We start from the raw sequence: 23,683 nt of genomic DNA, 5'->3' as shown, positions 1-23,683 counted from the left end.
TTGTCAGCAGGTCATCGGAGCAATCCGTCGAATGCTCGGGTCGGGAGGACGAGATGCTGGAAGTCATGCACGCAAGTCTGGCACAGGTGGCGGGAACGGGCGCGCGCTCAGGGCGCTGCGGAGCCGTGTTCCTGAAGCATCGCCTCCACCTGCGCGCGCGGCGGCAGGTGCCAGTCGATCGGTGCCTGCCCGGTGCGCGACAGAAACTGGTTTGTCGCGGAAAAGTGCCCGCAGCCGATGAAGCCGCGGTGCGCCGACAGCGGCGACGGGTGCGGAGCGCGCAGCACGCGGTGGCGATGCGCATCGATGAACCGGCCCTTCTTTTGCGCGTAGCTGCCCCAGAGCAGGAACACCAGCCCCTCGCGTTCTTCCGCCAGCGCGCGGATGGCATGATCGGTGAATGCCTCCCAGCCCTTGCCCTGGTGCGATCCGGCGCGGCCGTTCTCGACCGTCAGGACCGCATTGAGAAGGAGTACGCCCTGGCGCGCCCAGGGCAGCAGGCAGCCGTGGGCGGGCGGCGCGATCCGCAGGTCGCGCTCGATCTCGGCAAAAATGTTCCGGAGCGAGGGCGGCACCGCCACGCCGGGCGGCACGGAAAAGCACAGGCCGTGTGCCTGTCCGGGCCCGTGGTAGGGATCCTGTCCGAGGATGACGACCTTCACCTGCTCGAACGGCGTGGCGTCGAACGCCGCGAAGATGCGCCGTGCCGGCGGGTGGATGGTCTTGCCGCGCGCGCGCTCGGCCACGAGGAAGGCGCGCAGCGCCTGCATCGAAGGATCCTCGAAGGCCGCAAGCAGCCGCGTCTTCCAGCCCGGGGCGAGCCGGATCCGGTCGGTCGCGTTCACGTTGCCGCGGCGGCCGCCATGCGCTCGCGCATCAGCCGCCCCACGCGCAGCTGGAAGATCAGCTTGGTGATCAGCAGGCGCTCTTCGATGGGCTTTTGCACCAGGTCGTTGGCACCGGCGCGCAGCAGCGCGCTCTGGTTGGCGGGATTGTCGTCGCCGGTCATCACCAGGATCGGAAGCTGGCCCTTGCCGTAGCGGTATTGCGCGCCGCGGACGTGTTCGAGCAGATCGCTGCCGGTCATGCCGCCCTTGAGGTAGACATCGGTCAGGATCACGTCCGGACCGGGGATGCGGCCCTGCGCGCGCGCCGTTTCCAGGTGCGCGAGCGCGTCTTCCACGCTGATCACATGGGTCACGGTCAAGCCGTGTTTTTCCATCATGCGGCGGGTGGCCACCGCCACCACGCGGCTGTCTTCCACGTACAGCACCTCGCCGCCGGTCTCCGGCTCGGGGCGCACGTAGCCCTGGATGAAGGCCGAGAGCGCGGAGAATCCGAGGCCCTTGTCGAAGTAGTCGGTGACGTCGTCACCGAAGCTGCGGTTGACCAAACGCTCCTGCGCATCGCCCGAGACGACGATGATCGGGATATAGGCCTGCGGCGCATGTTCCCGGATGTGGTGCGCAAGATCGAGCCCGTCCATGTCGGGCAGGCGCAGCGCGGTGGTGACCAGGTCGACGACGCCCTCCTGTACCGCCGCCTTGGCCTCGGCCGCGGTTTCGCAGGAGATCACGGTGACGCCGGGCACGTCCTTGACCAGCACCTGCTCGATCAGCTTGCGCGCCACGCGCGAGCCGTCGACGATCAGGATGCGCGGCGTGTCGCTGGTGATGTGGCGGGTGATGCTGCTCCTCACGAGCGCGCCTCCGCGTCGGGAAGCGTGCGGCGCAGGTGGTGGCCGGCGGCAAGCCAGGCACCGCCCCATCCCAGCGCGACGGCACCGACGAGCGCCAGCAGCATCGTGCGCACGCCCAGGCCGTGCAGCTCGAAGCGGCTGCCATAGCTCTCCACGAGCTGCCCGAGCGGCCCCTGCAGCATGGCCGGAACCGCGGCCGCGACGATCAGGGCCAGACATCCGGCAAACAGGCCGTACCACGCGCCCAGATACAGGAACGGTCGTCGCACGAATCCGTCGGTGGCCCCCAGCAGTTGCACCGTTTGTATCTCCTCCGCCCGGCTCTGAATGTCCAGACGCACAGTATTGCCCACGACCAGCACTACGCCAACGCCCAGCAGCGCCGCCGCCAGCCAGGCCAGCCGCCGGCCGAAGTCGAGCCAGGCGGAAAGCCGCGCGCGCCACTGCGCATCATGCTGCACGAAGTCGACGCTGGGAAGAGCGCGCAGGCGCTCGGACAGGGCCAGCGGCTCGACCGTGGGCGCGGGCGTGACGACGATCACGGCGGGCAGGGGATTGTCCGCCAGCAGCGCCAGGGCATCGGCGAAATCGGCCATCTGGCGAAACTCCGCCAGTCCTTCTTCCGGCGTGCGCACCGCGATGTCGACGATCTGCGGATCCTGCCGCAGGGTGCGGGAAAGCGCCTCGACGGCCGGGTCGCCGGCCTCCGGAGCGAGGAACAGGCTCACCTCGCGCGCCTCGCGGAAGCTGCCCGACAGGCGCTCCACGTTGCCCAGCAGGATCGCCAGGCACAGCGGCAGCAGCAGCGCCACCGCCAGCACGCCGACCGTGAGCGCCGTGGCCCAGGGCCGCTGCATGAGTCGGCCAATGCTGGAGAAGAGGCCGTAGAGGTGTTGCTCGCGCCAGGCGCGAAGGCGCTCGGCGGCGCTGCGCCGTGCCTCACCGCCGGTACGCGCGACGCGCTCCGTTTGCGGAAGGCGTCGTGTGGCCCTGCGGCGTACGGTACGCGCGTTCATGCGGCCTCCGGACGGTAATCGTCGATCAGGTGGCCGTGGTCGAGCACCAGCACGCGTCGGCGCAGGCGCCGTACCTGATGGAGGTCGTGGCTGGCCACCAGCACGCAGGTGCCCTGCGCCGGCAACTCGGTGAACAGGGCCATGACCTCGGCGGCGAGGTCCGGGTCGAGGTTGCCGGTGGGTTCGTCCGCGACCAGCACATCGGGACGGCCGACCACGGCCCGCGCGATGCCGACGCGCTGCTGCTCGCCGCTGGACAGCATGATCGGCAGCGCGCGTTCGCGTCCGCCCAGCCCGACACGCTCCAGGATCACCCGCACGCGCTTCTCGATCTCGGCGCGCGCGGTGCCGGCGATGACCAGCGGCAGCGCGACGTTGTCGAACAGGCTGCGGTCCATCAGCAGGCGGTGGTCCTGGAACACGACGCCGACCCGGCGGCGGTGCTGCGGCAGGCCGCGGCGGCGGACCGTGGCGAGGTTGCGTCCGCCCACCAGCACCGCGCCGCGGGTCGGACGCTCGCTCAGGTGGATGAGGCGCAGCAGGGTGCTTTTCCCGGCACCGGAATGGCCGGTGATGAACAGCATCTCGCCGGCCTCGGCCTCGAAGCTGATGTCCTTCAGCGCCTCGTATCCGCCGGCGTACTGCTTGCTGACGTGTTCGAAACGAAGCAGGGTCATGCGTTCTGGCGGCCGATCAGGGGTGCGGCAAACGTTAGCATTGCTGCCGCAGGTTCGCTATCGCACCAGGGTGTTGAGCGAGAAGATCGGCAGCAGGATCGCCAGCACGATGAACAGCACCAGTGCGCCCACGAGGAGGATCACGCCCGGGCCAAGCACCGTGGTGGCCACGCCCAGGGCGGTATCCAGTTCACGCTCCTGCTGCGCGGCCGCGTCGAACAGCATGGTGTCCAGCCGCCCGCTTTTCTCGCCGCTCGCAATGAGCCGCAGCATGACCGGCGGAAATTGCCCGGTTTCGCGCAGGGCGCGAGCCAGCGTCTCGCCTTCGCGCACCCGCACCGCGACCTGCGCCACCGCCTCGCGCAGCGCGACGTTGCCCACCACCTGGGCCGCGATCTGGAGTGCGTCGAGCAGGGGCACCGCGCTCGATACCAGCAGCGCCAGGGTACGCGAAAAGCGCGCCATGTCGGTGGCGCGGATCAGCGGGCCGATCACCGGCAGGCGCAGCAGGCCGCGCTGCCACGCCATTCGCCAGGCGGGTGTCCGCGCCACCGCGACACCCGCCAGCACGAGGAGCACCGGCGGCAGCAGCAGCCAGAGGCCGAAGCGTTCGACCGCATCCGACAGCGCGATCAGGACGCGCGTGGCCCAAGGCAGGGCCTCTTGCGCCTTTTCGAACACACTGATGACCTGCGGCACGACCCAGATCATCAGTCCCGCGACCACCGCGAGCGCGACGCCGGTCAGGAGGATCGGATAGGCCAGGGCCAGGATGACTTTGGCGCGCAGCGCCTGGCGGCTTTCGGTGTAGTCGGCCAGTCGCGCCAGCACCCCGTCGAGGCGGCCCGAGGCTTCGCCCGCGGCCAGCGTGGCGCGATAGAGCACCGGGAAGGTACCCGGCGACTCGGCCATGGCATCGGCAAGGGTGGCACCTTCCATCACCCGGGCGCGCAGCGCGACCAGCTGGCCGCGGCTGCGCGCGTCGCTGCCTTCGGCCAGGGCATCGAGGGCTTCGTCGATCGGCAACCCCGAACCGATCAGGGCGGAAAGCTGGCGGGTGAGCGTGGCGAGCTGCGCGCCCGACAGTGCCGCGCGACCGCCCGCCGTCGTTCCCGCGCCCTCGGCGACGGGTGCGACATCCAGCGCGTTGAGGCCGCGTTCGCGCAGGCTGGCGCGCGCCGCGCGCGCGGTGTCGGCCTGCAGCACGCCCTTGCGGCTGCGGCCATCGGTATCCAGCGCGTGGTAGGCAAAGGCGGGCATCTGCGCGTGAGTCTAGCCCGGATGCGTGCGCGGCTGTGTGCCGGGCGCGGTACGTTCCGCGGCGTTCAATTCCGGCGACGGGGCGCGGATAATGCCGCAATGACCCGCCTGAGCGTGAACCTCAACAAGATCGCGGTGCTGCGCAATTCGCGCGGCGGCGTGCGGCCCGACATCGTGCGGGCAGCGCGTACCGTGCTGGCCGCCGGAGCCCACGGGCTCACCCTGCATCCGCGCCCGGACCTGCGCCATGTGCGTCCGGACGACGTGCGCGCGCTGGCGGCGCTGACTGACGGCGTGGAGTACAACCTGGAAGGCAATCCGTTTGCGCCGGCGCGCGGCGAGTATCCGGGCTTCCTCGCGCTGGTCGAGGAAGTCCGGCCGGACCAGGCGACGCTGGTGCCCGATGGCGACGACCAGATCACCTCCGATCACGGTTTCGACCTTGGGCGCGATTGTTCGCGCCTGGCACCGCTGGTCGCCGGCCTGCGCGCGAGCGGGGCACGGGTCAGCGTGTTCGTCGATGCCGGCAGCATCGAGGGCTTCGATGCAGCCCGCAGGATCGGCGTGTCGCGGGTGGAAATCTACACCGGGCCCTATGCCGCCGCCTTTTCGCGCGGCGATGCGTCCGCGGCGCTTGCCGCCTGCGCGGCCACGGCGCGCGCGGCGCAGGCGGCCGGGCTGGAGGTGAATGCGGGGCACGATCTGGATCAGGCCAATCTCGGGCCGTTCCTGCGCGCGGTGCCGCGCGTGGCGGAAGTGTCGATCGGACACGCGCTGATCGACGACGCGCTGTATGAAGGGCTCGACCGCACCGTGCGTCGGTATCTCGCCGCCATCGCGGCGGCGGCCACCTGAGGCGGTTCGTAGGTCGGGGCTACGCCCCCGACGGGTTGTTCGATGCCCGGCAACGTCGGCCACGCAGGGCCGACCTGCGGTGGTGGGGCGCCGCGACGACAACGCGGCTCGGCTCCCGAGGCGGTTCGCAGGTTGTAGGGCTACGCCCCCGACGAGGTGTTCGCCACACGGCAGAACGCCGCCCGGGGGCGGCGTTCTGGTTCAAGCGGTCACGCCCAAGGCGTTACATCGTTTCCACGAATCCGATCTTGATCATGCCGGCGTTCTTGGCCTTGGACAGCACGTCGGCAAGCACCTCGTAGCGCACCTCGGGGCTGGTCTCCAGCTCCAGGGTCGGCTGCGGGTCGCGCGACGCCTCCACCATGAGCGAGGGCACCAGCGCCGACTTGGGCAAGGGGCTGTTGTCCCAGTAAAGCTCGGCGGTGTCGCTGATGCGCAGGCGGATCGGCGGCGGCGGCTCCTTTTCCGGCTCGACCTTGTTCTTGCTCGGCTGCGGCAGGTCGATCTGGATCTGGAAGGACGGCATCGGTGCCGTGACCATGAAGATGATCAGCAGCACGAGCATCACGTCGATGAGCGGCGTGACGTTCATGTACACCATCGTGTTGCTGCTGCCCGAGTTGCTGAAGGCCATGGGGGTTTCCTGTCTCTGTCTGCGCGCGCCGGGCTCAGTGCTCGTTGGTCGCCACGAAGCCGACCTTGGCGATGCCCACGCTCTTGGCGGTCTTCACGACGTTCTGCACGATGCGGTACTTGGTGGTCCGGTCGGCGCGGATGTCGATGCGCGGCTGCGGCTGCTTCTGGGCTTCCAGGGCGAGCTGGGACTCCAGCATCTGCTGGCTGATCGGCTCGTCGTTCCAGAAGACTTCACCATCTTCCTTGATCGCCAGCGTGATGGGGCGTCCGGTTTCCTCCGGCTTCACGTTCAACGTGGCTTCCGGCAGCTTGATCTGGATCTTGTGCGCCATCAGCGGTGCCGTGATCATGAAGATGATCAACAGCACCAGCATCACGTCGACCAGCGGCGTGACGTTGATTTCCGCCATCGGCGCACCGCTACCGCCACCGCCGCTGCTCATTCCCATGTCTTCAGCTCCATCCTGTCACCGGGCCGCCGCGATCAGCGCTTGGCCACGGCGTCGCCCACGCGTGCGCCGGTGGCGAAGAAGTCGTGCAGGTCGTGCGCGAAGGCGTCGAAGCGCGCGTTCGTCTGGCTGTTGACCCGGACGAAGGCGTTGAACGCGATCACCGCCGGAATGGCGACGAACAGACCCAGCGCGGTCATGATCAGGGCTTCACCCACCGGGCCGGCGACGGCGTCGATCGAGGCCTGACCGGTGGCACCGATGCGGATCAGCGCGCCGTAGATGCCCCACACCGTACCCAGCAGGCCGACGAACGGCGCGGTGGAACCGGAGGTGGCAAGCCAGGTCTGGCCGCTTTCCAGGCGCGCGCTTTCGCGGGTCACGGCCTGACGCAGGGCGCGGTCGATGAACTCCGAGCGGCTCAGCGATTCGGCCAGGCGGCTGCCCTCGCTGCGCTGGTGGTGCAGCGCGGCCTGGGCGGCTTCCAGGGCGATCTTGGAGAACGGCTCCTTCTTGGGCTGTTCTTCCATCAGGCGGATGGCTTCGGCCGGGTTGGGCGTGTCCCAGAAGGTGCGGATCACGCGCTCGGCGCGGGCGCGCACCACGCTGTTCTTCAGGAAATTGACGACGGTGTAATACCAGGAGCCGACCGACATGACGACCAGGGTGACGAGCACCACCCAGGACACCACGAATTCGCCGGGTTTGGCGACCATTTCCTGGAAAAGATGGGAGAAACCCATCTGAGACAGCGCATCGGCATCCGATGCGCCGGCAAATCCGGGCGCCTGGGCGGCGGAGTTGACAGCAGAAGCCGCGGTCTGGTCTGCCGGCGAGGTGGAAGCTGCATCTTGTTGCATAACGCCTGTCCCTTCTTAGAGATCACTGAGCTTGAACGAAATGGGTACGAGTACCCAGCTTTGGATGGCCTTGCCGTCACGCATGCCAGGGTTGAATTTCCATTCGCGGACCGCATCCATGGCGGCCCGGTCGAGCAGGCGCGAGCGGCTGGATTTTTCGATTTCGATCTGCGTCGGAGTGCCGTCCGTGCCGACCAGGACGCGCAGCACGACCTCGCCTTCCTGGCGCTGGCGTACCGCCTGCGGCGGATAGCGCGGCGGGCGATAGCGGCGATAGCTGGTGTCCTCGCTCGCGCCGTAGTTGGCCACCGGGGCGGGTGGCGCGGGCGGCGCGGGCGGCGGTGCGGGCACCGACATCGGGGTGGGATCGTCCAGGATGACGGGCGGCGGCGCGGCCGGCGTCGGCGGCGGCGGCGCGGCGCGCTCGATGATCTTGGGCGGCGGGCGCTTGGGCGGCTCCGGCGGCGGCGGCGGCGGCGGCGGGGGAGGGGGCGGCGGCTCGATGAAAGTCACTTCGACCGTCTCGGGCGCGTCATCGGCGGCCTGCGGCGGTGCCGCCGGCGTCAGCATCAGCATGAACGCCGACACGTGCAGCGCGATCGCGAAGGAAAAGCCGACCACGCGGGCCCAGCTGAACTTGCGGGCGCTGCCATCGTCGAAGCCGTAATGTGAGTCGTATTGCGTCATGCGTGACTTGAAACCTAGGGGGTTCTGTCGCCCGCAGCCCCGCCCTGATCCGTGGATCGGGGCAATCGGCGACGGGAATGGTCTAGCTTATACCAAGCGGGCCGGCTGTGCCTACGGTTAACGGCTTGCGTTCTTCTTCAGCCACTCTTCAGCGGTCTGCCTGGTCTCCGGGAACTTGGCCGCTTCGCGGTAGGCGGCGATGAGCCCGGCGCGATTGCCCAGGCCGTGCTCGGCCCGTCCGATGATCACCCAGGCGTCGCCCGGACGGCGCAGGCCCTTGGCCAGCGCATCCTGCGCCATCTTCTTCGATTCGGCGTAGCGCTCCTCGTTGCTGAGCAGGCGCGACAGGTTGAGTGCCATTTCGCCGTCGCTGGCAAGCGGCACGCCCTTCTGATAGGCGGCGATGGCCTGGGGAATCTGGTCGGTGAAGTAGTACGCCTGACCCAGCGCCGTGTACACGTCCACGCCCGGCTGCAGCAGGCCCTTGGCGAGGCCATCGTTGATGACGGTGATGGCCTTGCTTTCGGCTCCCTCCATGTTGGAGTACAGGGCGTAGAGCTGGCGGTAGCCGCGTTCGTCGAGCATCCCGCGGCCGCGGCCGGTTTCCAGCAGGGCGGTGGCCTTTTCGTACTGGTCGTTCTGCGCGTACATGGTGGCGACGTTGAACAGCAAACGGGCGTCATCGGGGTTCTTGGCCAGCAGCTCCTCACCCAGCGCCGTCGCCTGGTCGAACTTCTCGGCGTTGATGTAGGAGGCCAGAAGCATCTGCACCCAGTTGTCGTGGGTTTTGTCGCTCAGTTCGATGGCGCGCTTGAGCACCGTGGCCGCTTCGTCGTAGCGTTCGGTCTGATACAGGATGCCGCCCTTGAGCGCGAGCGTCTGCGGGTCTTCCTTGCGGGTCTCGGTGAGCATGCGATCGAGCGTGGCGAGCGCATCGTCGAACCGGTCGTCCTGGTACTGCAGCTGGCCGAGCTGAAGCATGATCTGGTAGTGCGCGTTGTTGTCCAGGCCGTTGGCCTCGAGCGACTTCTTGTAGGCCTCGATCGCGCCCGGATAGTCGTTGAGCTCACCCTTGGCGATGCCGATCAGCTGGTAGGCCCAGGACTTCTCGTAGGCGCCGGCATTCTTGTTGGCACCGATGGATTCGCCCACCTGGATCACTTCGCTGAACTTCTCGGCCTCGTAGGCTTTCATCAGCTTGTCCATGTCGCGCTGCATGCGCGGGGCGGCCTTGGCGGCTGGCTCGGTGCGCGTCGCGTCCGGAAAGAGCTGTACTTTCTCGGCCGCCTTCTGCCCGCGCTTGTTGCGCTGCGCGTCGGCGGGCGCGGCGGCGACCAGGCTGAGCGCCAGGATGAGGAAAAGCGTCTTGATCAGAGGTGTGAGGTTCATGGCCGATTTGTCCGGAGTAAGGCGATGGGGAATGCGCCTTCGGTGCGAGCGCCGAAGACTACTGGCAAACCGCTGCCGTGCTCAACCGTACAGAGGTCGCATTTGCGGGACAAGTTGGCACTATGGACAGCGCGGTCCGCCGGCGCGACGCGCGACCTCGTACGCGGGCATCAGCGCGGGGGCCGCCTGCGCCAGCGCGCTGGCGCGTGACGCCGAGTCCGGGTGGGTCGACAGCAGCCTCGGCGGCGCTTGGCTGCCGGAACCGGCGCGGATCATGTTTTCCCACAGCTTCGCCGCTTCGCGCGGGTCGAAGCCGGCCTTGGCCATCAGTGCCTGGCCGATCTTGTCGGCCTCGGTTTCGTGCAGGCGTGAATAGGGCAGCAGCACGCCCACCTGCGTGCCTGCGCCCAGGAGCGCGACAACCTGATTGACCTGCGCGGGTGAGGCGTTGCGCCCAACGTACGCGCCGGCCAGTCCCATGCCGGCCTCGGCCAGCGCGCTCTGGGAGAGTCGCTCGGCCGAATGGCGGGCGATGACGTGGCCGATCTCGTGCCCGATGACGGCGGCGAGCTGGTCCTGGTTGGCGGCCACCTTGAACATGCCGGTGTTGATGCCGACCTTGCCGCCCGGAAGGGCGAAGGCGTTGGGCGAGTCGACCGCGAAGACCTGCGTTTCCCAATCCAGCGCCTGCCAGTCGGCGGGCAGCTGTGCGACCAGCTGGCGAACGATGCAGGACGCCGTATCCGCCTTGCGCGCGTCGGTCGACAGCTTGTCGGTTTGCTTCATCTGCTGAAAGGTGGCCAGGCCCATGCGGTTGACGTCCGCATCGGACACCATCAGGAGCTGCCGACGCCCGGTGGGCGAGGTCGCGCAGGCGGTCAGCAGGAGCAGGGCGAGGCCTGCCAGAACAAGTCGCCATGACATCGCACGTCCTCCAGCAGCGTTGGTGTCCCGGATGATACGGCGACTGCAGCGCCAGCGCAGCTTTGGCCCGCCGCGTTCAGCCCAGAGTCGGAAAGTTCTGCCGCGCAAACTCGACCCGCTCGCCCGGATCCTTCGACAGGCGGCCGCTTTCGATGAGCGCCTCGACCTTGGCCAGACGGTGGCCCAGGCCGTTGCCGTTGGCGATCTGGATGGCGAGGCCGGGGCGTGCGTTGAGCTCCAGGATCATCGGCCCGAGGTTGCGATCCAGCACGAAGTCGACCCCGATGTAGCCCAGTCCGGACAGCTCGTGGCAGCGCGAGGCCATTTCGAGCAGGGCATCCCAGTGCGGAATGCGCAGCCCCACGATGCTGTGTTCGGTATCCGGGTGCTCGCGCACGATTTCGGTGCCCCAGACGCCGCGCCGGGTGATGCCGGTGGGAATGTCGATGCCCACGCCGATGGCCCCCTGGTGCAGGTTGGCCTTGCCATCGGACATGCGCGTGGGCAGGCGGATCATCGCCATCACCGGATAGCCCATGAAGACGATGATGCGAACGTCCGGCACCCCGCGAAAGCTCACCTGATCGAAGATCGGATCGAACTGGACGCAGTATTCCACCAGCAGGTGATCGGGCTGCCCGCCCAGCGAGAACAGGCCCGAGAGCCCGTTGGAAAGGTGGTGGTTGAACTCTTCGCGCGTCATGAGCTGGCCGTTGGAGCGCCGGTACTTGTCGCCACGCCGGCCGCTGATGACGAGGATGCCGTCGCCGCCGGAGCCGTGCGCCGGCTTTACCACGAACTGCTCGCGCGCGGCGAGCGTCTCGTGCAACCGGGCGATCTCGTGCTCGGCCCGCACCACGGCGTAGAGCTCGGGCACCGGCAGGCCGGCCTGGATCGCGAGTTGCTTGGTGATGAGCTTGTCATCGACGCGCGGGTAGAACTTGCGCTGGTTGTAGCGCAGCACGTAGTTGGCGTTGCGCTCGCCGATCCCGATCAGGCCGATCTCGCGCAGGCGGCGGGCGGTGCGAAAAAGACCGTACATGGCTCAGCCCGCGACGCTGCCGCTGTCGGCGGGTGGCGCGGGTGGCGGATCACGCGGCTGCTCCGACTCGCGCGCCAGATTGCGGAAGCGGAACAGCTCGGAGAGCCGATAGCCCGAATAGCGCCCCAGCACCAGGGTCAGCGCGAGCAGCACAAGGAGCGCCTCGGGGAAAACGAAGACGAAGTGTTCGATCGGATCCCAGCTCATCACAAGATAGGCCAGTGCGGCCACCAGCAGGGTGCCCACGGCTTCGCGCAGGGCCGATCCGCCGCCGCGCTCGTCCCAGGCGATGGAGATGCGCTCGATGGTCATGGCCATGATCACCATCGGGAACAGCGCCACCGAGAGACCCACCTCGACGCCGAGGCGGTTGGACACCACGGAAACCGCCGCCATCAGCAGCACCACGATGATCAGGATCGCGGTCAGGCGCGGCACCAGCAGCAGGCGCAATCGCTCCATGTAGAAGCGCACCAGCAGACCCAGGCCGATCACCACCACGAACAGCACGATGCCGGCGACCAGGGCGGTCTCGCGGAACGCCAGCGCGATCAGCACCGGCATGAAGGTGCCGTAGGTCTTCACGCCCACGAGGTTGCGCAGGACCAGCATGATGAACGCGCCCAGTGGCACCAGCAGGAGGGTGCGGTAGACCTCCTGCGCCTGCAGCGGCAGGCTGAGCAGCGAATAGTTGACCAGGTTGGCGTTCTGCACTTCCAGGCGGCGTTCGGCCACCGCCATGGCGTCGGCGAGATTGCGCGACACGGTGTACTCGACGCGCGCGCCCGGGTTGTCGTCCACGTTCAGGATATCGGGCCCGCTGCGCGACCACAGGAACAGGTCGCGCGGCCAGCCTTCGGCCGCGCTGCGCGGGTCGATGGTGGCCCAGCGCACGCCGTTGTGGACCTGCAGCCAGGGCAGCATCGCCTCGTCGCGATGGGTATCACCCAGGGTGAAACCGTAGATCACGCGGGCGGGAATGTGGCGCGTGCTCAGGAGCTGGACGAGGAAGCCGGCGCGCTCGGCCGGATCCTGCAGGCGCTCGGACAGCAGCGCTACTTCCTGACTCCCGTTGTCGGTGCTGAAGCGGCGCACCAGTTCCTGGGCGAAGGTGACGATGTCGGCGGAGCCTTCCCGCACCTGGCCCAGCAGGGTTTGCGCGGCGGTGGCCCAGGGTTCCTCCAGTTCCGCCACGGGGCCGACCTTGGGCGGGTCGTCGAACGCCGGGTCCGCATCCTGCCCGCGCACCACGGTGGCGCGGTAGTACAGCGCCTGCTTGCCGCTGGCGCGGCGGATGGTCCACTGCGCCTCGCGCTCGTCGCGGCGGACTTCCTCCAGCAGCGAGTAGCCACGCGCGATGAAGCGCTCGTCCAGGATGGTGAATCCGGGGGGGTTGGTCGGCAGCAGCAGGTTGACCTTGTTGGCGGCGCGGCGCGGGGTGAACTCCACCCGCGCCTGCACCGACCAGACCTCGACTTCGGTCGCCGGCTGCAGCGGAAAATTCAGCACCTTCCACTTGTAGACGATCGCCGCAAGGCCTGCGATCGCGATGAGCGCAGCAAGAAGGTACAGCTGTAGTTTTTTCATGGCGAGAGGCTACGCTCAGACGTCCAGGTTCGCCACGCGCAGGGCGTTTTCCTCGATGAACTCGCGGCGCGGTTCCACCACGTCGCCCATCAGCGTGGAAAAAATATGGTCGGCCGCCACCGCATCCTCGATCCGCACCTGCAGAAGGCGGCGGGTATCGGGATTGACGGTGGTTTCCCAGAGCTGCTCGGGATTCATCTCGCCCAAGCCCTTGAAGCGCTGCACGGTGCGACCGCGGCGCGCTTCCTCCATCAGGAAGACGTGCACCTGGGAAAAATCCTCGACCGGGGCCGAACGCCCGCCGCGCCGGATCTGCGCACCGGAGTGGATCAGCCCCGAGAGCTGCGCGGCGGCCTCGACGATCGGGCGCAGTTCGCCGCTTTCAAAAAGGCCGGCAGGAAGGGTCTGGGTGACTTCCAGCCCGTGGTGCTGGCGCTGCACGACCACGGCACCGGCATACTCGCCGCCCGGTGCCTGCACCCGCACCCGGTAGCGCGGCTTGCCCAGCCCGCGCGTGGCCAGGCGGCGCTCCAGCGCCGCCGCCCACTCGGCCATGGCGGCCTCGTCGGTGAAGCTGTCCACCCGCAGCGCCGGCAGGTGCAGCATGGCCTGCAGGATCTGCGGGTCGAAGCGGTGGGACAGGCGCCCGATCGCCGCTTGCGCGGCCCCGTAGGCGGTCATCAAACCTTCCAGAGCGACGCCAGAAATCGCTGGTGCATCAATGGCATACGTCAATTCCGCACCTTCAACCGCACTGTTGATGAGGTAGGCGTCGAGCGCGGCATCGTCCTTGAGGTAGATTTCGTTCTTGCCCTGCTTGAGCTTGTAGAGCGGCGGCAAGCCGATGTAGACGTGGCCGCGCTCGATCAGCTCTGGCATCTGGCGATAGAAGAAGGTCAGCAGCAGGGTGCGGATGTGCGAGCCGTCCACGTCGGCGTCGGTCATGATGATGATGCGGTGGTAGCGCAGCTTGTCGGGGTTGTACTCGTCCTTGCCGATGCCGGTGCCCAGCGCGGTGATCAGGTTGCCGACCTCGGCGCTGGAAAGCATGCGGTCGAAGCGAGCGCGCTCGACGTTGAGGATCTTGCCGCGCAGCGGCAGCACCGCCTGGTTCTTGCGGTTGCGGCCCTGCTTGGCCGAACCGCCGGCCGAATCCCCCTCGACGATGAAAAGTTCGGACAGGGCCGGGTCCTTTTCCTGGCAGTCGGCCAGCTTGCCGGGCAAGCCGGCGATGTCCAGCGCGCCCTTGCGTCGGGTCAGCTCGCGCGCCTTGCGCGCGGCTTCGCGCGCGCGCGCGGCGTCCACCACCTTCTCGCAGATGGCGCGTGCCTCGGCCGGGTGTTCCTGCAGGAACTCGGCAAGCTTTTCGCCGAACACCGCCTCGACCACCGGCTTCACTTCCGAGCTGACCAGCTTTTCCTTGGTCTGGGAGGAGAAACTCGGGTCCGGTGCTTTCACCGACAGCACCGCGATCATGCCCTCGCGCATGTCGTCGCCGGAGAGGTTGATCTTGGCCTGTTTGGCGATGCCGTTCTGTTCGATGTAGTTGCTCAGCGTGCGGGTGAGCGCGGCACGGAAACCCGCCAGGTGTGTGCCACCGTCCTTCTGCGGGATGTTGTTGGTGAAGCAGAACATGGTTTCCTGGTAGGCGTCGGTCCACTGCAGGGCCACGTCCACCACGATGCCGTTTTGCTGTCCGGTGACGGCGATGACGCTGGGGTGCAGGGGCGTCTTGAGCTGGGCCAGGTGCTCGACGAAGCTGCGGATGCCGCCCTCGTACTGGAACACGTCGCGGCGTGCTTCGCCGCGCTCGTCGGTCAACTCGACCTTGACGCCGGAGTTGAGGAACGAGAGTTCGCGCAGGCGGCGCGCCAGCACCTCGTACTGGAACTCGACGTTGGTGAAGATTTGCGTCGCCGGGCGGAAGCGGATGCGGGTTCCGTGACGCTCCGACGGCTCCATTTTCCTGAGCGGGTACAGCGGTTCGCCGAAGGCGTACTCCTGCTGCCAGTGGTAGCCGTCGCGCCAGATGTCCATCCACAGGTGCTCGGACAGCGCGTTCACCACGGAAACACCCACGCCATGCAGGCCGCCGGACACCTTGTAGCTGTTGTCGTCGAACTTACCGCCGGCATGCAGCACGGTCATGATGACCTGGGCCGCCGAGACGTGCTCTTCCTTGTGAATGTCGGTGGGGATGCCGCGCCCGTTGTCGGAGACGGCCACCGAGCCATCGTCGAGCAGGGAGACGATGACGTGATCGCAGTAGCCGGCCAGCGCCTCGTCGATGGCATTGTCGACTACCTCGAACACCATGTGGTGCAGGCCGGTGCCATCGTGCACATCGCCGATGTACATGCCCGGCCGCTTGCGCACGGCCTCCAGGCCGCGAAGCACGGTGATCTTGCTGGAATCGTAGGCGCTCTCGTCGCCTGGCTGCTTTTCGTCGGTCATGGGTTCGCCACTGCGTCACGCTTCGCCGCAGGGCAAAGCGTAGAAGGAATACGGGAGCTTTCAGTATAGCAGCGCCGCAACACGCCCTTGTTCCACGTGGAACATGCGCATCGGGCGGCAGGATGCGTGCGGCAACTCCGGCGCGGCGGTGGCCGTAATGAAGGACTGTGCCGGCACCGAGGCCAGCCATTCGAGCGTATGTGCCAGATGACCGCGATCGAGCTCGGAGGGCAGATCGTCCAGCACCAGAACCGGCCACTGCCCGCGGACCTCGGCGAAGGCCTGCGCCTGCGCGAGCAGGCAGGACAGGACGACCAGCTTTTCCTGCCCGCGCGACAGCATTTCGCGCACCGGGGCTGCTTCGAAAGCGAGGCTCCAGTCGGCGCGGTGCGGACCGACCGAGGTGTGACCCAGCGCCTGATCCCGACCGCGCGCCTGCCACAGCGCGGCGAGCAGGCCGGTTTCGCCGTCGCTGGCGGGCGATCCACCCGAAGAGTACTTCGGCGTCACAGCCCCCAGACCCGGCGCAAAACGGGCAACCATTGCGCTCAGTCCGGGCTGGAGCCGGGCCAGCCAGGCCTCGCGCAGCCGGGTCAGCGCGGCACCGTGCAGCGCCAGTTCGTGCTCCCAGGGATCCAGATTCGCGGAAACCATCGGCTGCTTCAGCAGCGCGTTGCGCTGCCGCAGGGCGCGCTGGTACCGCCGCCAGATCGATAGAAAATCAGGTTCCACGTGGAACAAAGCCCAGTCGATGAATCGCCGCCGGTGTTCGGACCCGCCCGAAATCAGGGCGTGGCTGCCCGGCTCGAAACACACCACAGCCAGTTCCTGAAAAAGCCGCGTCAACGCCTCGACCGCCTGGCCATCGATCCGCGCCGACCAGGCGCGCAGGCTGCGCGACAGGCCCATGCCGACGCGCCGCTCCATGGGCTCGGCCACGATCTCGCTGTAGACGCGCAACTCGGGCTGCCCCCGGCGGATCAGCGCATCGCGCACGCCGCCGCGGAAGGAGCGGCCGCTGGACAGGAGCTGGATGGCTTCGAGCACCGTGGTTTTGCCGGTGCCGTTGTCCCCAACCAGAACATTGATCCCGGTGCCGGGCTCCAGCCGCGCCTCGCGGAACACGCGCAGGTCTTCGAGACTCAGGCTCGCAAGGCGCATGGTCGCTCCGAAAAACGACGGCCGCGGATGACGTCGCCCGATCGCGGGCCGCCTGCCTGCGACCCGGCAGCGACCGGGCTCACCGCGCGACCGTTCAGATGCGCAGCGGCATCACGACGTGCCGGCAGCGCTCGCTGTTGCCTTCGCGCACCAGGGCGCTGGAATTCGCATCGCGCAGGCTCAGGCTCACTTCTTCGCTGCGCAGCGCGTTGAGCGCATCGAGCAGGTACACGACGTTGAACCCGATGGCGATATTGTCGACGCTGCTGTTCGCCTCGACTTCCTCGACCGCCTCTTCCTGCTCGGGATTGTGCGCCACGAGCTTGAGTTGCCCGGGGGTGAATTCGATCCGCACGCCGCGGTACTTCTCGTTCGAAAGGATCGCCGCACGCTGCAGCGCGGCCTTGAGGGCCTCGCGCTCGATCCGCGCCTCCTTGTCGGCACCGATCGGGATCACGGCCTCGTAGTCCGGAAAACGTCCGTCGATCAGCTTGGAGGTGAAGGTCACGTCCTCGCGTTTCACCCGCAGATGGCTGCGCCCGACTTCCAGCGCGATGTCGCGGTCGCCGCCTTCCAGCAGGCGCTGCAGTTCCAGCACACCCTTGCGCGGCAGGATGATCTGGCGACGCGCGTTGACACCTTTTTCCAGCGGGGCTTCGCACAGGGCCAGACGGTGGCCGTCGGTCGCCACACAGCGCAGGAGATCCTCGCGCAGATCGAACAGCAGGCCGTTGAGGTAAAACCGCACGTCCTGCTGTGCCATGGCAAACGCGGTGCGCTCGATCAGTTCGCGCAGGCTTCCTTCCGACAGCGAAATCGTTTCGATGACTTCGAGGTTTTCCGTCGAAGGGAAATCGCGCGCCGGCAGCGTGGACAGGGTGAAACGGCTGCGTCCGGCCTGGATCGACATGCGGTCCCCGCTCTGCGAGAACTTCATCAGACTGCCGTCGGGCAAGGCGCGGACGATGTCGAAGAGCTTGCGCGCGGGGACCGTGGTTTCCCCGGCATCGCTGTCGGAACCGAGCGCGGCGCGGGCCACCATCTCGACTTCGGAATCGGAGCCGGTAAGGGACAGGCCATCCGCGTCGACGACAACCAGGAGGTTGCCCAGCACGGGCATGGTTTGCCTGCGTTCGACGACGTTGACGACCTGCTGGAGCGGCTTCAGTAGAACTTCGCGTTGGATGGCAAATCGCATTCGTCGATCCCCAGACAGAAAGATGCTGTAAAGAAATAATGGCGGTGGTGGGTGCTGTGGAACACGGGATTTGTTTGCTATCTGATTGTTTTACAACATGTTTAAGCTGCTTTTCCGGCGCGTGAAACGACTTGGAAAGCCTGTGGACAACGCGGGAAAAGATCGCCCCGCCTGTCTTTTCCCACGGATATCCACAGCTTGCATACAGCTTCCACCGGCCGCCATGATGCCCGTGTTGGCCGTGCGCGTCACTCGGTCAGTTTGCGAAACAGCTTGTCCCAATCCTCACGCAGCACGCCATCGGTATCGAGCAGCTTGCGGATCTGGCGGCAGGCGTGCAGGACGGTGGTGTGGTCGCGCCCGCCGAAGCCGTCGCCGATCTCCGGCAGGCTGTGGGAAGTCAACTCCTTGGCCAGCGTCATGGCGATCTGCCGGGGCCGGGCCAAGGTGCGCGTGCGGCGCTTGGAAAGCAGGTCGGCGACGCGAAGCTGGTAGTAGTCGGCCACCACCTTCTGGATGTTGCCGATGGAGATGGCCTGCTTGTGCACGCGCACCACGTCGCGCAGGGCCTCTTGGGCGAAGGCGGTGGTGATGGGTTCGCCGGCGAAGTGCGCGCGCGCGACCAGGGTGTTGAGCGCCCCTTCCAGATCGCGCACGTTGGTGCCGATGTTCTTGGCGATGAGGTAGGCGACTTCGTCAGGCAGTTCCACGCCGCGCGCCCGCGCCTTGCTCAGCAGGATGGCGGCGCGGGTCTCGAAATCGGGCGGTTCGATCGACACCGACAGGCCCCAGGCCAGGCGCGATTTCAGCCGCGCTTCCAGCCCTTCCACCTCGCGCGGGTAGCGGTCGCAGGTCAGGATGATCTGCTGCTTGCCGTCGAACAGCGCGTTGAAAGTGTGGAAGAACTCTTCCTGGGTACGGTCCTTGCCGGCGAAGAACTGGATGTCGTCGAGCAGCAGGGCGTCCACGCGCTGGAATTGGCGCTTGAACTGGTCCATCGACTTTTCGTTCAGCGCTTTCATCATCGCGGAAAAGAACTGTTCCGAGCGCAGGTACAGCACCTTCATGCCGGGGCGGTTGGCGCGCATCAGGTTGCCGGCCGCGTGCATCAGGTGGGTCTTGCCCAGGCCGGTGGTGCCGTAGAGCAGCAGCGGGTTGTAGGCCTGCCCGGGATTCTGCGCGACCTGCCAGGCGGCGGAGCGGGCGATCTGGTTGGAGCGCCCCTCGACGAAGTTGTCGAAGGTGTAGGCGTGATCGAGCTGGGTGACGAAGTCTTCTTCCGGCGCGGCCGCGCGGCCCTTGGCCCGCGCGCCGCGGGCGGGTGCCGGCGCGCGCGCCAGACTCCCCACCTCGATCCGCGCCGCCGCCGCCTCGTGCCCGGACACCAGGCGCAGCAGCTCGATGATCCGCGCCAGATAGCGCGCGCGCACCATGTCCATGACAAAGGCGTTGGGTGCATAGAGCAGCAGGTCGCCTCCGGATTCGGATGCATTGGCCTGCAGCGGCTTGAGCCAGGTGATGAACTCCTCGGGCGGCAGTTCGGACTCGAGGTGGGAAAGGCACAGCGGCCAGGCGGCAAGCATGCGGGACAACACTCCGCGCAAGGCGCTGCGGGCGCACCTGCGTCATGGGATGAAAGGTGGGTCGTTGAGTCTACCGCGGTTGCGCGCGCCCGGCGCGGCCGGCCGCGATCGCTCCGGCAGCAGCGCGATCCTTGCGCTCCGGCACGCCGCCTGCACCGGACCCGCGCGCAGCGCCCCGACCTGCCGCAGCCATCGCCAGCCCGCGCGTGCTTGACCGTCGCGCGGTGTGAGCCGTAAGATTGCCGGTTCTTTCGTCACGAAACCTCGGTGCCGCCATGAAGCGCACGTTCCAGCCCAGCAATCTCAAGCGCGCCCGTACCCACGGTTTCCGCGCCCGCATGAAGTCCGTCGGCGGTCGCAAGATCATCAACGCCCGCCGCGCCAAGGGCCGCAAGCGCCTGGCACCGTAACCGGCCAAGGCCGGGCATCCCCGATGTCCGGCGCGTCGGCCGGCAGGCGCGTTCCGATGCACGCGCATCGTTTTCCAAAGACCGCCCGGGTTCGCGCCGCGGGCGATTTTTCGCACGCGTTTGCCGGCGGCCGCCGGGCAGGCGGCCGCTATTTCAGGGCCGTGTTCCTTGCCCGCCCGGACGCAGCAGCACCCCGCAACGCGCGCCTGGGCATGGCGATTTCGCGCAAGGTCGACAAGCGCGCGGTCGAGCGCAACCGCATCCGGCGCCTGATCCGCGAGTGGTTTCGCCACCGTCATGCGCAGTGGATTCCCGGTGATCTGGTGATCTCGGGCAAACCGGAAGCCTCCGGCGTCGACGCCGCGCAGCTCTTCGCCGACCTTGACGTGCTCGTGCGCCGGCTCGGATTGAAGGACGCGCCCGCACCCTCCACAATGGCCGACTCTTCGCGCACATCGCTCCCGGGCGATGATTCCTGAGTCACATTCACGCCCGGCCGGCACGTCAATCCTCTGGCCGCACGCTCTCGACTGCCCATGACCCAGACCCGTACTTTCCTGCTGATTGCCTGGCTTCTCGTCGCGTTCCTGCTATGGGACGCCTGGCAGAAGGACTATGGTGCCACGCGCGCTGCGCCTCCCCAGGCACCGGTTGCCGCGGTGGATCCTTCCATTCCGGAGCCGGTCGGCCAGGCCTCGGTGCCGACGCTGCAGAGCGCGGAAGAGCCTGCCGTCGATGTGCCCGAACGCGCTGGCATGAGCACAGCGAGCGTGATCCTGGCCAACGACGTGCTGCGCCTGACCCTGGATGCCAATGGCGGAACCCTGCGCGTGGCCGAACTGCTGGACTATCCGACGCAGGCCACGGGCGAGCCGATCCCCGTGGAACTGCTCAGTCAAGTGCCGGAACAGTATTTCGTGATCCAGAACGGCCTGGTGGGCCAGCCCGCCGCGCCCACGCACGAGGACCGGATGATCGCCCAGCGCGGTGACCAGGTGCTGGCCGAGGGTGCCGACGAGGTCGTGTTGCCCTTCGTCTGGAGCGGACCGGACGGGCTCAGCGTGGAGCGCACCTACCGCATGGCGCGCGGCAGCTATCTGGTGGAAATCACCGATACGGTAAGAAACGACGGCACCACGCCCTGGAGCGGCAACGCCTACCGCCAGCTGGTGCGCGTGCAGCCGCCGACGGCCAAGGGCGGATTCACCAATCCGGAGCGGCTGAGCTATGTGGGCGGCGCGCTTTACAGCCCGCAGGACAAGTTCGAAAAGCGCAAGTTCGACGAGTTCGATCCCAAGACGCCGCTGCGCCGCGAGGTCACCGACGGCTGGATCGCGATGCTGCAGCACTATTTCGTGGCGGCCATCATCCCCGAACCCGGAACCGCCAACACCTTCAGCAGCGCGGTGCTGCCCAACGGCCGCTACCTCCTGCGCGACGTGGGTGCCGCCCTCAGCGCGGCACCGGGTGGCACGGCCAGCACCAGCGCGCGCATCTACCTCGGCCCCAAGCTGCGGCGCGACCTTGAAACCATCACGCCCGGCCTCGGGCTGACGATGGACTACGGCATCTTCACCGCGATCGCCCAGCCCATCCACTGGCTGCTCGCACTGCTGCACAGCCTCGTGGGCAACTGGGGCTGGGCCATCGTGCTGCTGGTGGTGCTGATCAAGGCCGCGATGTTCAAACTCTCCGAAGCCCAGTACAAGAGCTTCGCCAAGATGCGGCGGGTGCAGCCGCGCATCGAGGCGCTCAAGGAGCGCTTCGGCGACGACCGTCAGAAGTTCCAGGTCGCGATGATGGAGCTGTACAAGAAGGAGAAGATCAACCCGCTCGGCGGCTGCCTGCCGATCCTGGTGCAGATCCCGGTCTTCCTTTCCCTGTACTGGGTGCTGGTGGAAGCGGTCGAGCTGCGCCATGCGCCGTGGATCCTCTGGATCCAGAACCTTTCGGCACCCGATCCCTACTTCATCCTGCCGGTGGTCAACCTCGTCACGATGTGGGCCACCCAGAAGCTCTCGCCGGCACCGGGCATGGATCCGATGCAGAAGAAGATGATGCAGGCTATGCCGCTGGTTTTCGGCGTGATGTTCGCGTTCTTCCCGGCGGGTCTGGTGCTCTACTGGACCACCAATGGCGCGCTGGGCCTGCTGCAGCAGTGGCTGATCATGCGTCGCCACGGCGAGCCGACGCCCGCGCCGGCAAAGTAAGGCGGCGGGGATGGCCGCCGATCGCACCGACACGATCGCCGCCATCGCCACCCCGCCAGGGGCCGGTGGCATCGGCGTGATCCGCCTGTCCGGCCCCGAAGTGCCGCGCATCGCCGCGCGGCTTTTCGGGCGCGACCCCTCGCCGCGCCACGCCCACCTCGCCCGCTTCACCGATGCCGCCGGCGAGCTGATCGACACCGGCCTCCTGATCCATTTTCCGGCACCGGCGTCCTTCACCGGCGAGCACGTGCTGGAGCTGCAGGTCCACGGCAGCCCGGCGCTGCTGCAGCGGCTGCTGCGCGAGCTCCATCACCTCGGCGCGCGGGCGGCGCGGGCGGGAGAGTTTTCCGAACGCGCCTTCCTCAACGGCAAGCTCGATCTGGTCCAGGCCGAAGCCATCGCCGACCTGATCGCGGCCGGCTCGGAGGCGGCCGCACGCGCCGCCCAGCGCAGCCTTCAGGGTGAGTTCTCGCGGCGGGTACACGCCCTGGTCGAGGCCACCATCGCGCTGCGGATGCGGATCGAGGCGGCGATGGATTTTTCCGACGAGGCCATCGAAACGCTCGCGCCGGCGGCCCTGAACGAGGCCGTGGACGGACTGGTCGACCGGCTCGACGCGCTCCTGGCCGCCGCCTGCCAGGGCCAACGGCTGACCGATGGCCTGCACGTCGTCCTGCTCGGCCGGCCCAATGCCGGCAAGTCCAGCCTGCTCAACGCGCTGGCCGCCGACGACCGCGCCATCGTCACGGCGCGGCCGGGCACCACCCGCGATCTCCTGCGCGAAGTGGTGCGCGTGGATGGCGTCGAACTGACGCTGGTGGACACCGCGGGCCTGCGCGATTCGACCGATCCCATCGAACAGGAGGGCATGCGCCGGGCCCGCGCCGAGGCGGCGCGCGCCGACCTGATCCTCAGCGTGCTGGGTGAAGACGACGCGCCGGCGTGCGACGAGGTGCCGCCGGGGATCGATCGGATGGTGATCCACAACAAGATCGACCTCTCCGGCGAGGCCCCCCGGCTGCAACGGATCGACGGGATCGAGCACCTGTACCTGTCGGCGCGCAGCGGCACGGGCATGAATCTCCTGCGTGAGCGCCTGGCCGCGCGCCTGGTGCCCGCCGCGGAGGGAGGCTTCAGCGCTCGCGTGCGCCATGTCGAAGCGCTGCAGCGCGCCGGCCGGGAACTGCGCGAAGCGCGCGCCGCCCTCGCCCATCGGGATGCCCCCGAACTGGCCGCCGAACATCTGCGGCAGGTGCAGAATGCGCTGGGCGAAATCACCGGCGCGTTCGGCGCAGAGGACCTGCTGGGTCGCATATTTGCAAACTTTTGCATTGGCAAATAATGCCGGGGGCCCGCGCCCTGGCGGCGTCCCGCGTGCGACGCACCACCGGCGTCCGCGCTACGCCCACGGCCGGTTTCATGGCGCTGGCGACGGTTGGATCGGCTTGTCCGTGCCTCGGCGCGGCCGCCGTTTCCCGGTCTTCTGAGCGACCCCTCCCGCTTTGCAGGTTCATCGGGTTTGACTTATGGTGTGAGCGTGCACGACCTGTGCCGGGTTTCAGTCCGAAAACTCGCCGCCTCCCGCG

22 protein-coding genes are annotated in these 23,683 nt (G+C 67.8%); 5 read left to right on the top strand and 17 right to left on the bottom strand.

Translation table 11 applies throughout. The features are described 5' to 3' along the window. Window positions 1-107 precede the first annotated feature (107 nt). From ung to gspF, 5 genes are read right to left on the bottom strand one after another with little or no spacing between them, the layout of a single operon-like run. Window positions 108-845: a uracil-DNA glycosylase gene (ung, locus tag WB794_RS11830; RefSeq protein ID WP_337336063.1), complete on the bottom strand. Its 738-nt coding sequence runs from the start codon at window positions 843-845 to the stop codon at window positions 108-110. Then, complete coding sequence (locus WB794_RS11825; RefSeq protein ID WP_337336062.1) at window positions 842-1,699, bottom strand: response regulator; 858 nt, start codon at window positions 1,697-1,699, stop codon at window positions 842-844. Before WB794_RS11825 ends, ung begins: the two co-directional genes overlap by 4 nt. Further along, window positions 1,696-2,715 (bottom strand): permease-like cell division protein FtsX, encoded by a 1,020-nt coding sequence (gene ftsX, locus WB794_RS11820; protein WP_337336061.1) that lies wholly within the window; start codon window positions 2,713-2,715, stop codon window positions 1,696-1,698. The genes WB794_RS11825 and ftsX overlap by 4 nt, the downstream gene beginning before the upstream one ends. Continuing rightward, window positions 2,712-3,392 (bottom strand): cell division ATP-binding protein FtsE, encoded by a 681-nt coding sequence (ftsE, locus tag WB794_RS11815; RefSeq protein WP_337336060.1) that lies wholly within the window; start codon window positions 3,390-3,392, stop codon window positions 2,712-2,714. Before ftsE ends, ftsX begins: the two co-directional genes overlap by 4 nt. Before the next feature lie 57 nt (window positions 3,393-3,449). Continuing rightward, window positions 3,450-4,652, bottom strand: coding sequence for a type II secretion system inner membrane protein GspF (gspF, locus tag WB794_RS11810; protein ID WP_337336059.1), 1,203 nt, complete (start codon window positions 4,650-4,652; stop codon window positions 3,450-3,452). Window positions 4,653-4,751: 99 nt separating this feature from the next. Between gspF and WB794_RS11805 the strand changes: the two genes are divergently transcribed. Continuing rightward, the gene (locus tag WB794_RS11805) at window positions 4,752-5,507 is read left to right on the top strand and encodes a pyridoxine 5'-phosphate synthase (protein WP_337336058.1); all 756 of its coding nucleotides are present in this window, start codon (window positions 4,752-4,754) and stop codon (window positions 5,505-5,507) included. Window positions 5,508-5,730: 223 nt separating this feature from the next. On the opposite strand, the gene WB794_RS11800 is transcribed toward WB794_RS11805, so the two are convergent. From WB794_RS11800 to dnaA, 12 genes are all read right to left on the bottom strand, one after another. After that, the gene (locus WB794_RS11800; protein WP_337336057.1) at window positions 5,731-6,141 is read right to left on the bottom strand and encodes an ExbD/TolR family protein; all 411 of its coding nucleotides are present in this window, start codon (window positions 6,139-6,141) and stop codon (window positions 5,731-5,733) included. Between the two features lie 34 nt (window positions 6,142-6,175). Beyond that, entirely contained in the window at window positions 6,176-6,586 is a 411-nt protein-coding gene (locus WB794_RS11795) for an ExbD/TolR family protein (protein WP_337336070.1), read from the bottom strand. Between the two features lie 41 nt (window positions 6,587-6,627). Continuing rightward, window positions 6,628-7,335 (bottom strand): MotA/TolQ/ExbB proton channel family protein, encoded by a 708-nt coding sequence (locus WB794_RS11790; protein ID WP_337336056.1) that lies wholly within the window; start codon window positions 7,333-7,335, stop codon window positions 6,628-6,630. A 132-nt stretch (window positions 7,336-7,467) separates the two neighbouring features. Then, window positions 7,468-8,139 (bottom strand): energy transducer TonB, encoded by a 672-nt coding sequence (locus WB794_RS11785; protein ID WP_337336055.1) that lies wholly within the window; start codon window positions 8,137-8,139, stop codon window positions 7,468-7,470. Window positions 8,140-8,256: 117 nt separating this feature from the next. After that, window positions 8,257-9,528, bottom strand: a complete 1,272-nt coding sequence (locus tag WB794_RS11780; RefSeq protein WP_337336054.1) for a tetratricopeptide repeat protein — start codon at window positions 9,526-9,528, stop codon at window positions 8,257-8,259. Between the two features lie 120 nt (window positions 9,529-9,648). After that, window positions 9,649-10,452, bottom strand: coding sequence for a M48 family metallopeptidase (locus WB794_RS11775; RefSeq protein WP_337336053.1), 804 nt, complete (start codon window positions 10,450-10,452; stop codon window positions 9,649-9,651). Between the two features lie 76 nt (window positions 10,453-10,528). After that, window positions 10,529-11,494, bottom strand: coding sequence for an alpha-L-glutamate ligase-like protein (locus tag WB794_RS11770; RefSeq protein ID WP_337336052.1), 966 nt, complete (start codon window positions 11,492-11,494; stop codon window positions 10,529-10,531). 3 nt (window positions 11,495-11,497) lie between these two features. Then, window positions 11,498-13,081 (bottom strand): inactive transglutaminase family protein, encoded by a 1,584-nt coding sequence (locus tag WB794_RS11765; protein WP_337336051.1) that lies wholly within the window; start codon window positions 13,079-13,081, stop codon window positions 11,498-11,500. 15 nt (window positions 13,082-13,096) lie between these two features. Then, window positions 13,097-15,535 carry a DNA topoisomerase (ATP-hydrolyzing) subunit B gene (gyrB, locus tag WB794_RS11760; protein WP_337336050.1) on the bottom strand — a complete coding sequence of 813 codons (2,439 nt, stop codon included), beginning with the start codon at window positions 15,533-15,535 and terminating at the stop codon, window positions 13,097-13,099. A 60-nt stretch (window positions 15,536-15,595) separates the two neighbouring features. Further along, entirely contained in the window at window positions 15,596-16,696 is a 1,101-nt protein-coding gene (gene recF / locus WB794_RS11755) for a DNA replication/repair protein RecF (protein WP_337336049.1), read from the bottom strand. Between the two features lie 94 nt (window positions 16,697-16,790). Further along, window positions 16,791-17,894: a DNA polymerase III subunit beta gene (gene dnaN / locus WB794_RS11750; protein WP_337336048.1), complete on the bottom strand. Its 1,104-nt coding sequence runs from the start codon at window positions 17,892-17,894 to the stop codon at window positions 16,791-16,793. A 248-nt stretch (window positions 17,895-18,142) separates the two neighbouring features. Next, window positions 18,143-19,477 (bottom strand): chromosomal replication initiator protein DnaA, encoded by a 1,335-nt coding sequence (dnaA, locus tag WB794_RS11745; protein WP_337336047.1) that lies wholly within the window; start codon window positions 19,475-19,477, stop codon window positions 18,143-18,145. A gap of 275 nt (window positions 19,478-19,752) precedes the next feature. Here dnaA and rpmH point away from each other — a divergent pair, with 275 nt between their 5' ends. From rpmH to mnmE, 4 genes are read left to right on the top strand one after another with little or no spacing between them, the layout of a single operon-like run. Beyond that, window positions 19,753-19,887 (top strand): 50S ribosomal protein L34, encoded by a 135-nt coding sequence (gene rpmH, locus WB794_RS11740; protein ID WP_337336046.1) that lies wholly within the window; start codon window positions 19,753-19,755, stop codon window positions 19,885-19,887. Between the two features lie 23 nt (window positions 19,888-19,910). Then, entirely contained in the window at window positions 19,911-20,366 is a 456-nt protein-coding gene (rnpA, locus tag WB794_RS11735) for a ribonuclease P protein component (protein ID WP_337336045.1), read from the top strand. 57 nt (window positions 20,367-20,423) lie between these two features. After that, complete coding sequence (gene yidC, locus WB794_RS11730) at window positions 20,424-22,097, top strand: membrane protein insertase YidC (RefSeq protein WP_337336044.1); 1,674 nt, start codon at window positions 20,424-20,426, stop codon at window positions 22,095-22,097. Between the two features lie 10 nt (window positions 22,098-22,107). Continuing rightward, window positions 22,108-23,439, top strand: coding sequence for a tRNA uridine-5-carboxymethylaminomethyl(34) synthesis GTPase MnmE (gene mnmE, locus WB794_RS11725; RefSeq protein WP_337336043.1), 1,332 nt, complete (start codon window positions 22,108-22,110; stop codon window positions 23,437-23,439). The last annotated feature ends 244 nt before the right edge of the window (window positions 23,440-23,683 follow it).

Origin of the sequence: Denitratimonas tolerans, from assembly GCF_037203605.1 — a bacterium.
GTDB classification, from domain to species: domain Bacteria; phylum Pseudomonadota; class Gammaproteobacteria; order Xanthomonadales; family Xanthomonadaceae; genus Denitratimonas; species Denitratimonas tolerans.
This window is presented reverse-complemented; position numbering and strand designations above follow the sequence as displayed.

Excerpts from the sequence above, each read along its gene's own strand:
- ftsX (WP_337336061.1), bottom strand. The coding sequence starts at position 2,715 with ATGAACGCGCGTACCGTACGCCGCAGGGCCACACGACGCCTTCCGCAA.
- ftsE (WP_337336060.1), bottom strand. The coding sequence starts at position 3,392 with ATGACCCTGCTTCGTTTCGAACACGTCAGCAAGCAGTACGCCGGCGGA.
- gspF (WP_337336059.1), bottom strand. The coding sequence starts at position 4,652 with ATGCCCGCCTTTGCCTACCACGCGCTGGATACCGATGGCCGCAGCCGC.
- WB794_RS11805 (WP_337336058.1), top strand. The coding sequence starts at position 4,752 with ATGACCCGCCTGAGCGTGAACCTCAACAAGATCGCGGTGCTGCGCAAT.
- WB794_RS11800 (WP_337336057.1), bottom strand. The coding sequence starts at position 6,141 with ATGGCCTTCAGCAACTCGGGCAGCAGCAACACGATGGTGTACATGAAC.
- WB794_RS11795 (WP_337336070.1), bottom strand. The coding sequence starts at position 6,586 with ATGAGCAGCGGCGGTGGCGGTAGCGGTGCGCCGATGGCGGAAATCAAC.
- WB794_RS11790 (WP_337336056.1), bottom strand. The coding sequence starts at position 7,335 with ATGGGTTTCTCCCATCTTTTCCAGGAAATGGTCGCCAAACCCGGCGAA.
- WB794_RS11785 (WP_337336055.1), bottom strand. The coding sequence starts at position 8,139 with ATGACGCAATACGACTCACATTACGGCTTCGACGATGGCAGCGCCCGC.
- WB794_RS11780 (WP_337336054.1), bottom strand. The coding sequence starts at position 9,528 with ATGAACCTCACACCTCTGATCAAGACGCTTTTCCTCATCCTGGCGCTC.
- WB794_RS11775 (WP_337336053.1), bottom strand. The coding sequence starts at position 10,452 with ATGTCATGGCGACTTGTTCTGGCAGGCCTCGCCCTGCTCCTGCTGACC.
- WB794_RS11770 (WP_337336052.1), bottom strand. The coding sequence starts at position 11,494 with ATGTACGGTCTTTTTCGCACCGCCCGCCGCCTGCGCGAGATCGGCCTG.
- WB794_RS11765 (WP_337336051.1), bottom strand. The coding sequence starts at position 13,081 with ATGAAAAAACTACAGCTGTACCTTCTTGCTGCGCTCATCGCGATCGCA.
- gyrB (WP_337336050.1), bottom strand. The coding sequence starts at position 15,535 with ATGACCGACGAAAAGCAGCCAGGCGACGAGAGCGCCTACGATTCCAGC.
- recF (WP_337336049.1), bottom strand. The coding sequence starts at position 16,696 with ATGCGCCTTGCGAGCCTGAGTCTCGAAGACCTGCGCGTGTTCCGCGAG.
- dnaN (WP_337336048.1), bottom strand. The coding sequence starts at position 17,894 with ATGCGATTTGCCATCCAACGCGAAGTTCTACTGAAGCCGCTCCAGCAG.
- dnaA (WP_337336047.1), bottom strand. The coding sequence starts at position 19,477 with ATGCTTGCCGCCTGGCCGCTGTGCCTTTCCCACCTCGAGTCCGAACTG.
- rpmH (WP_337336046.1), top strand. The coding sequence starts at position 19,753 with ATGAAGCGCACGTTCCAGCCCAGCAATCTCAAGCGCGCCCGTACCCAC.
- rnpA (WP_337336045.1), top strand. The coding sequence starts at position 19,911 with ATGTCCGGCGCGTCGGCCGGCAGGCGCGTTCCGATGCACGCGCATCGT.
- yidC (WP_337336044.1), top strand. The coding sequence starts at position 20,424 with ATGACCCAGACCCGTACTTTCCTGCTGATTGCCTGGCTTCTCGTCGCG.
- mnmE (WP_337336043.1), top strand. The coding sequence starts at position 22,108 with ATGGCCGCCGATCGCACCGACACGATCGCCGCCATCGCCACCCCGCCA.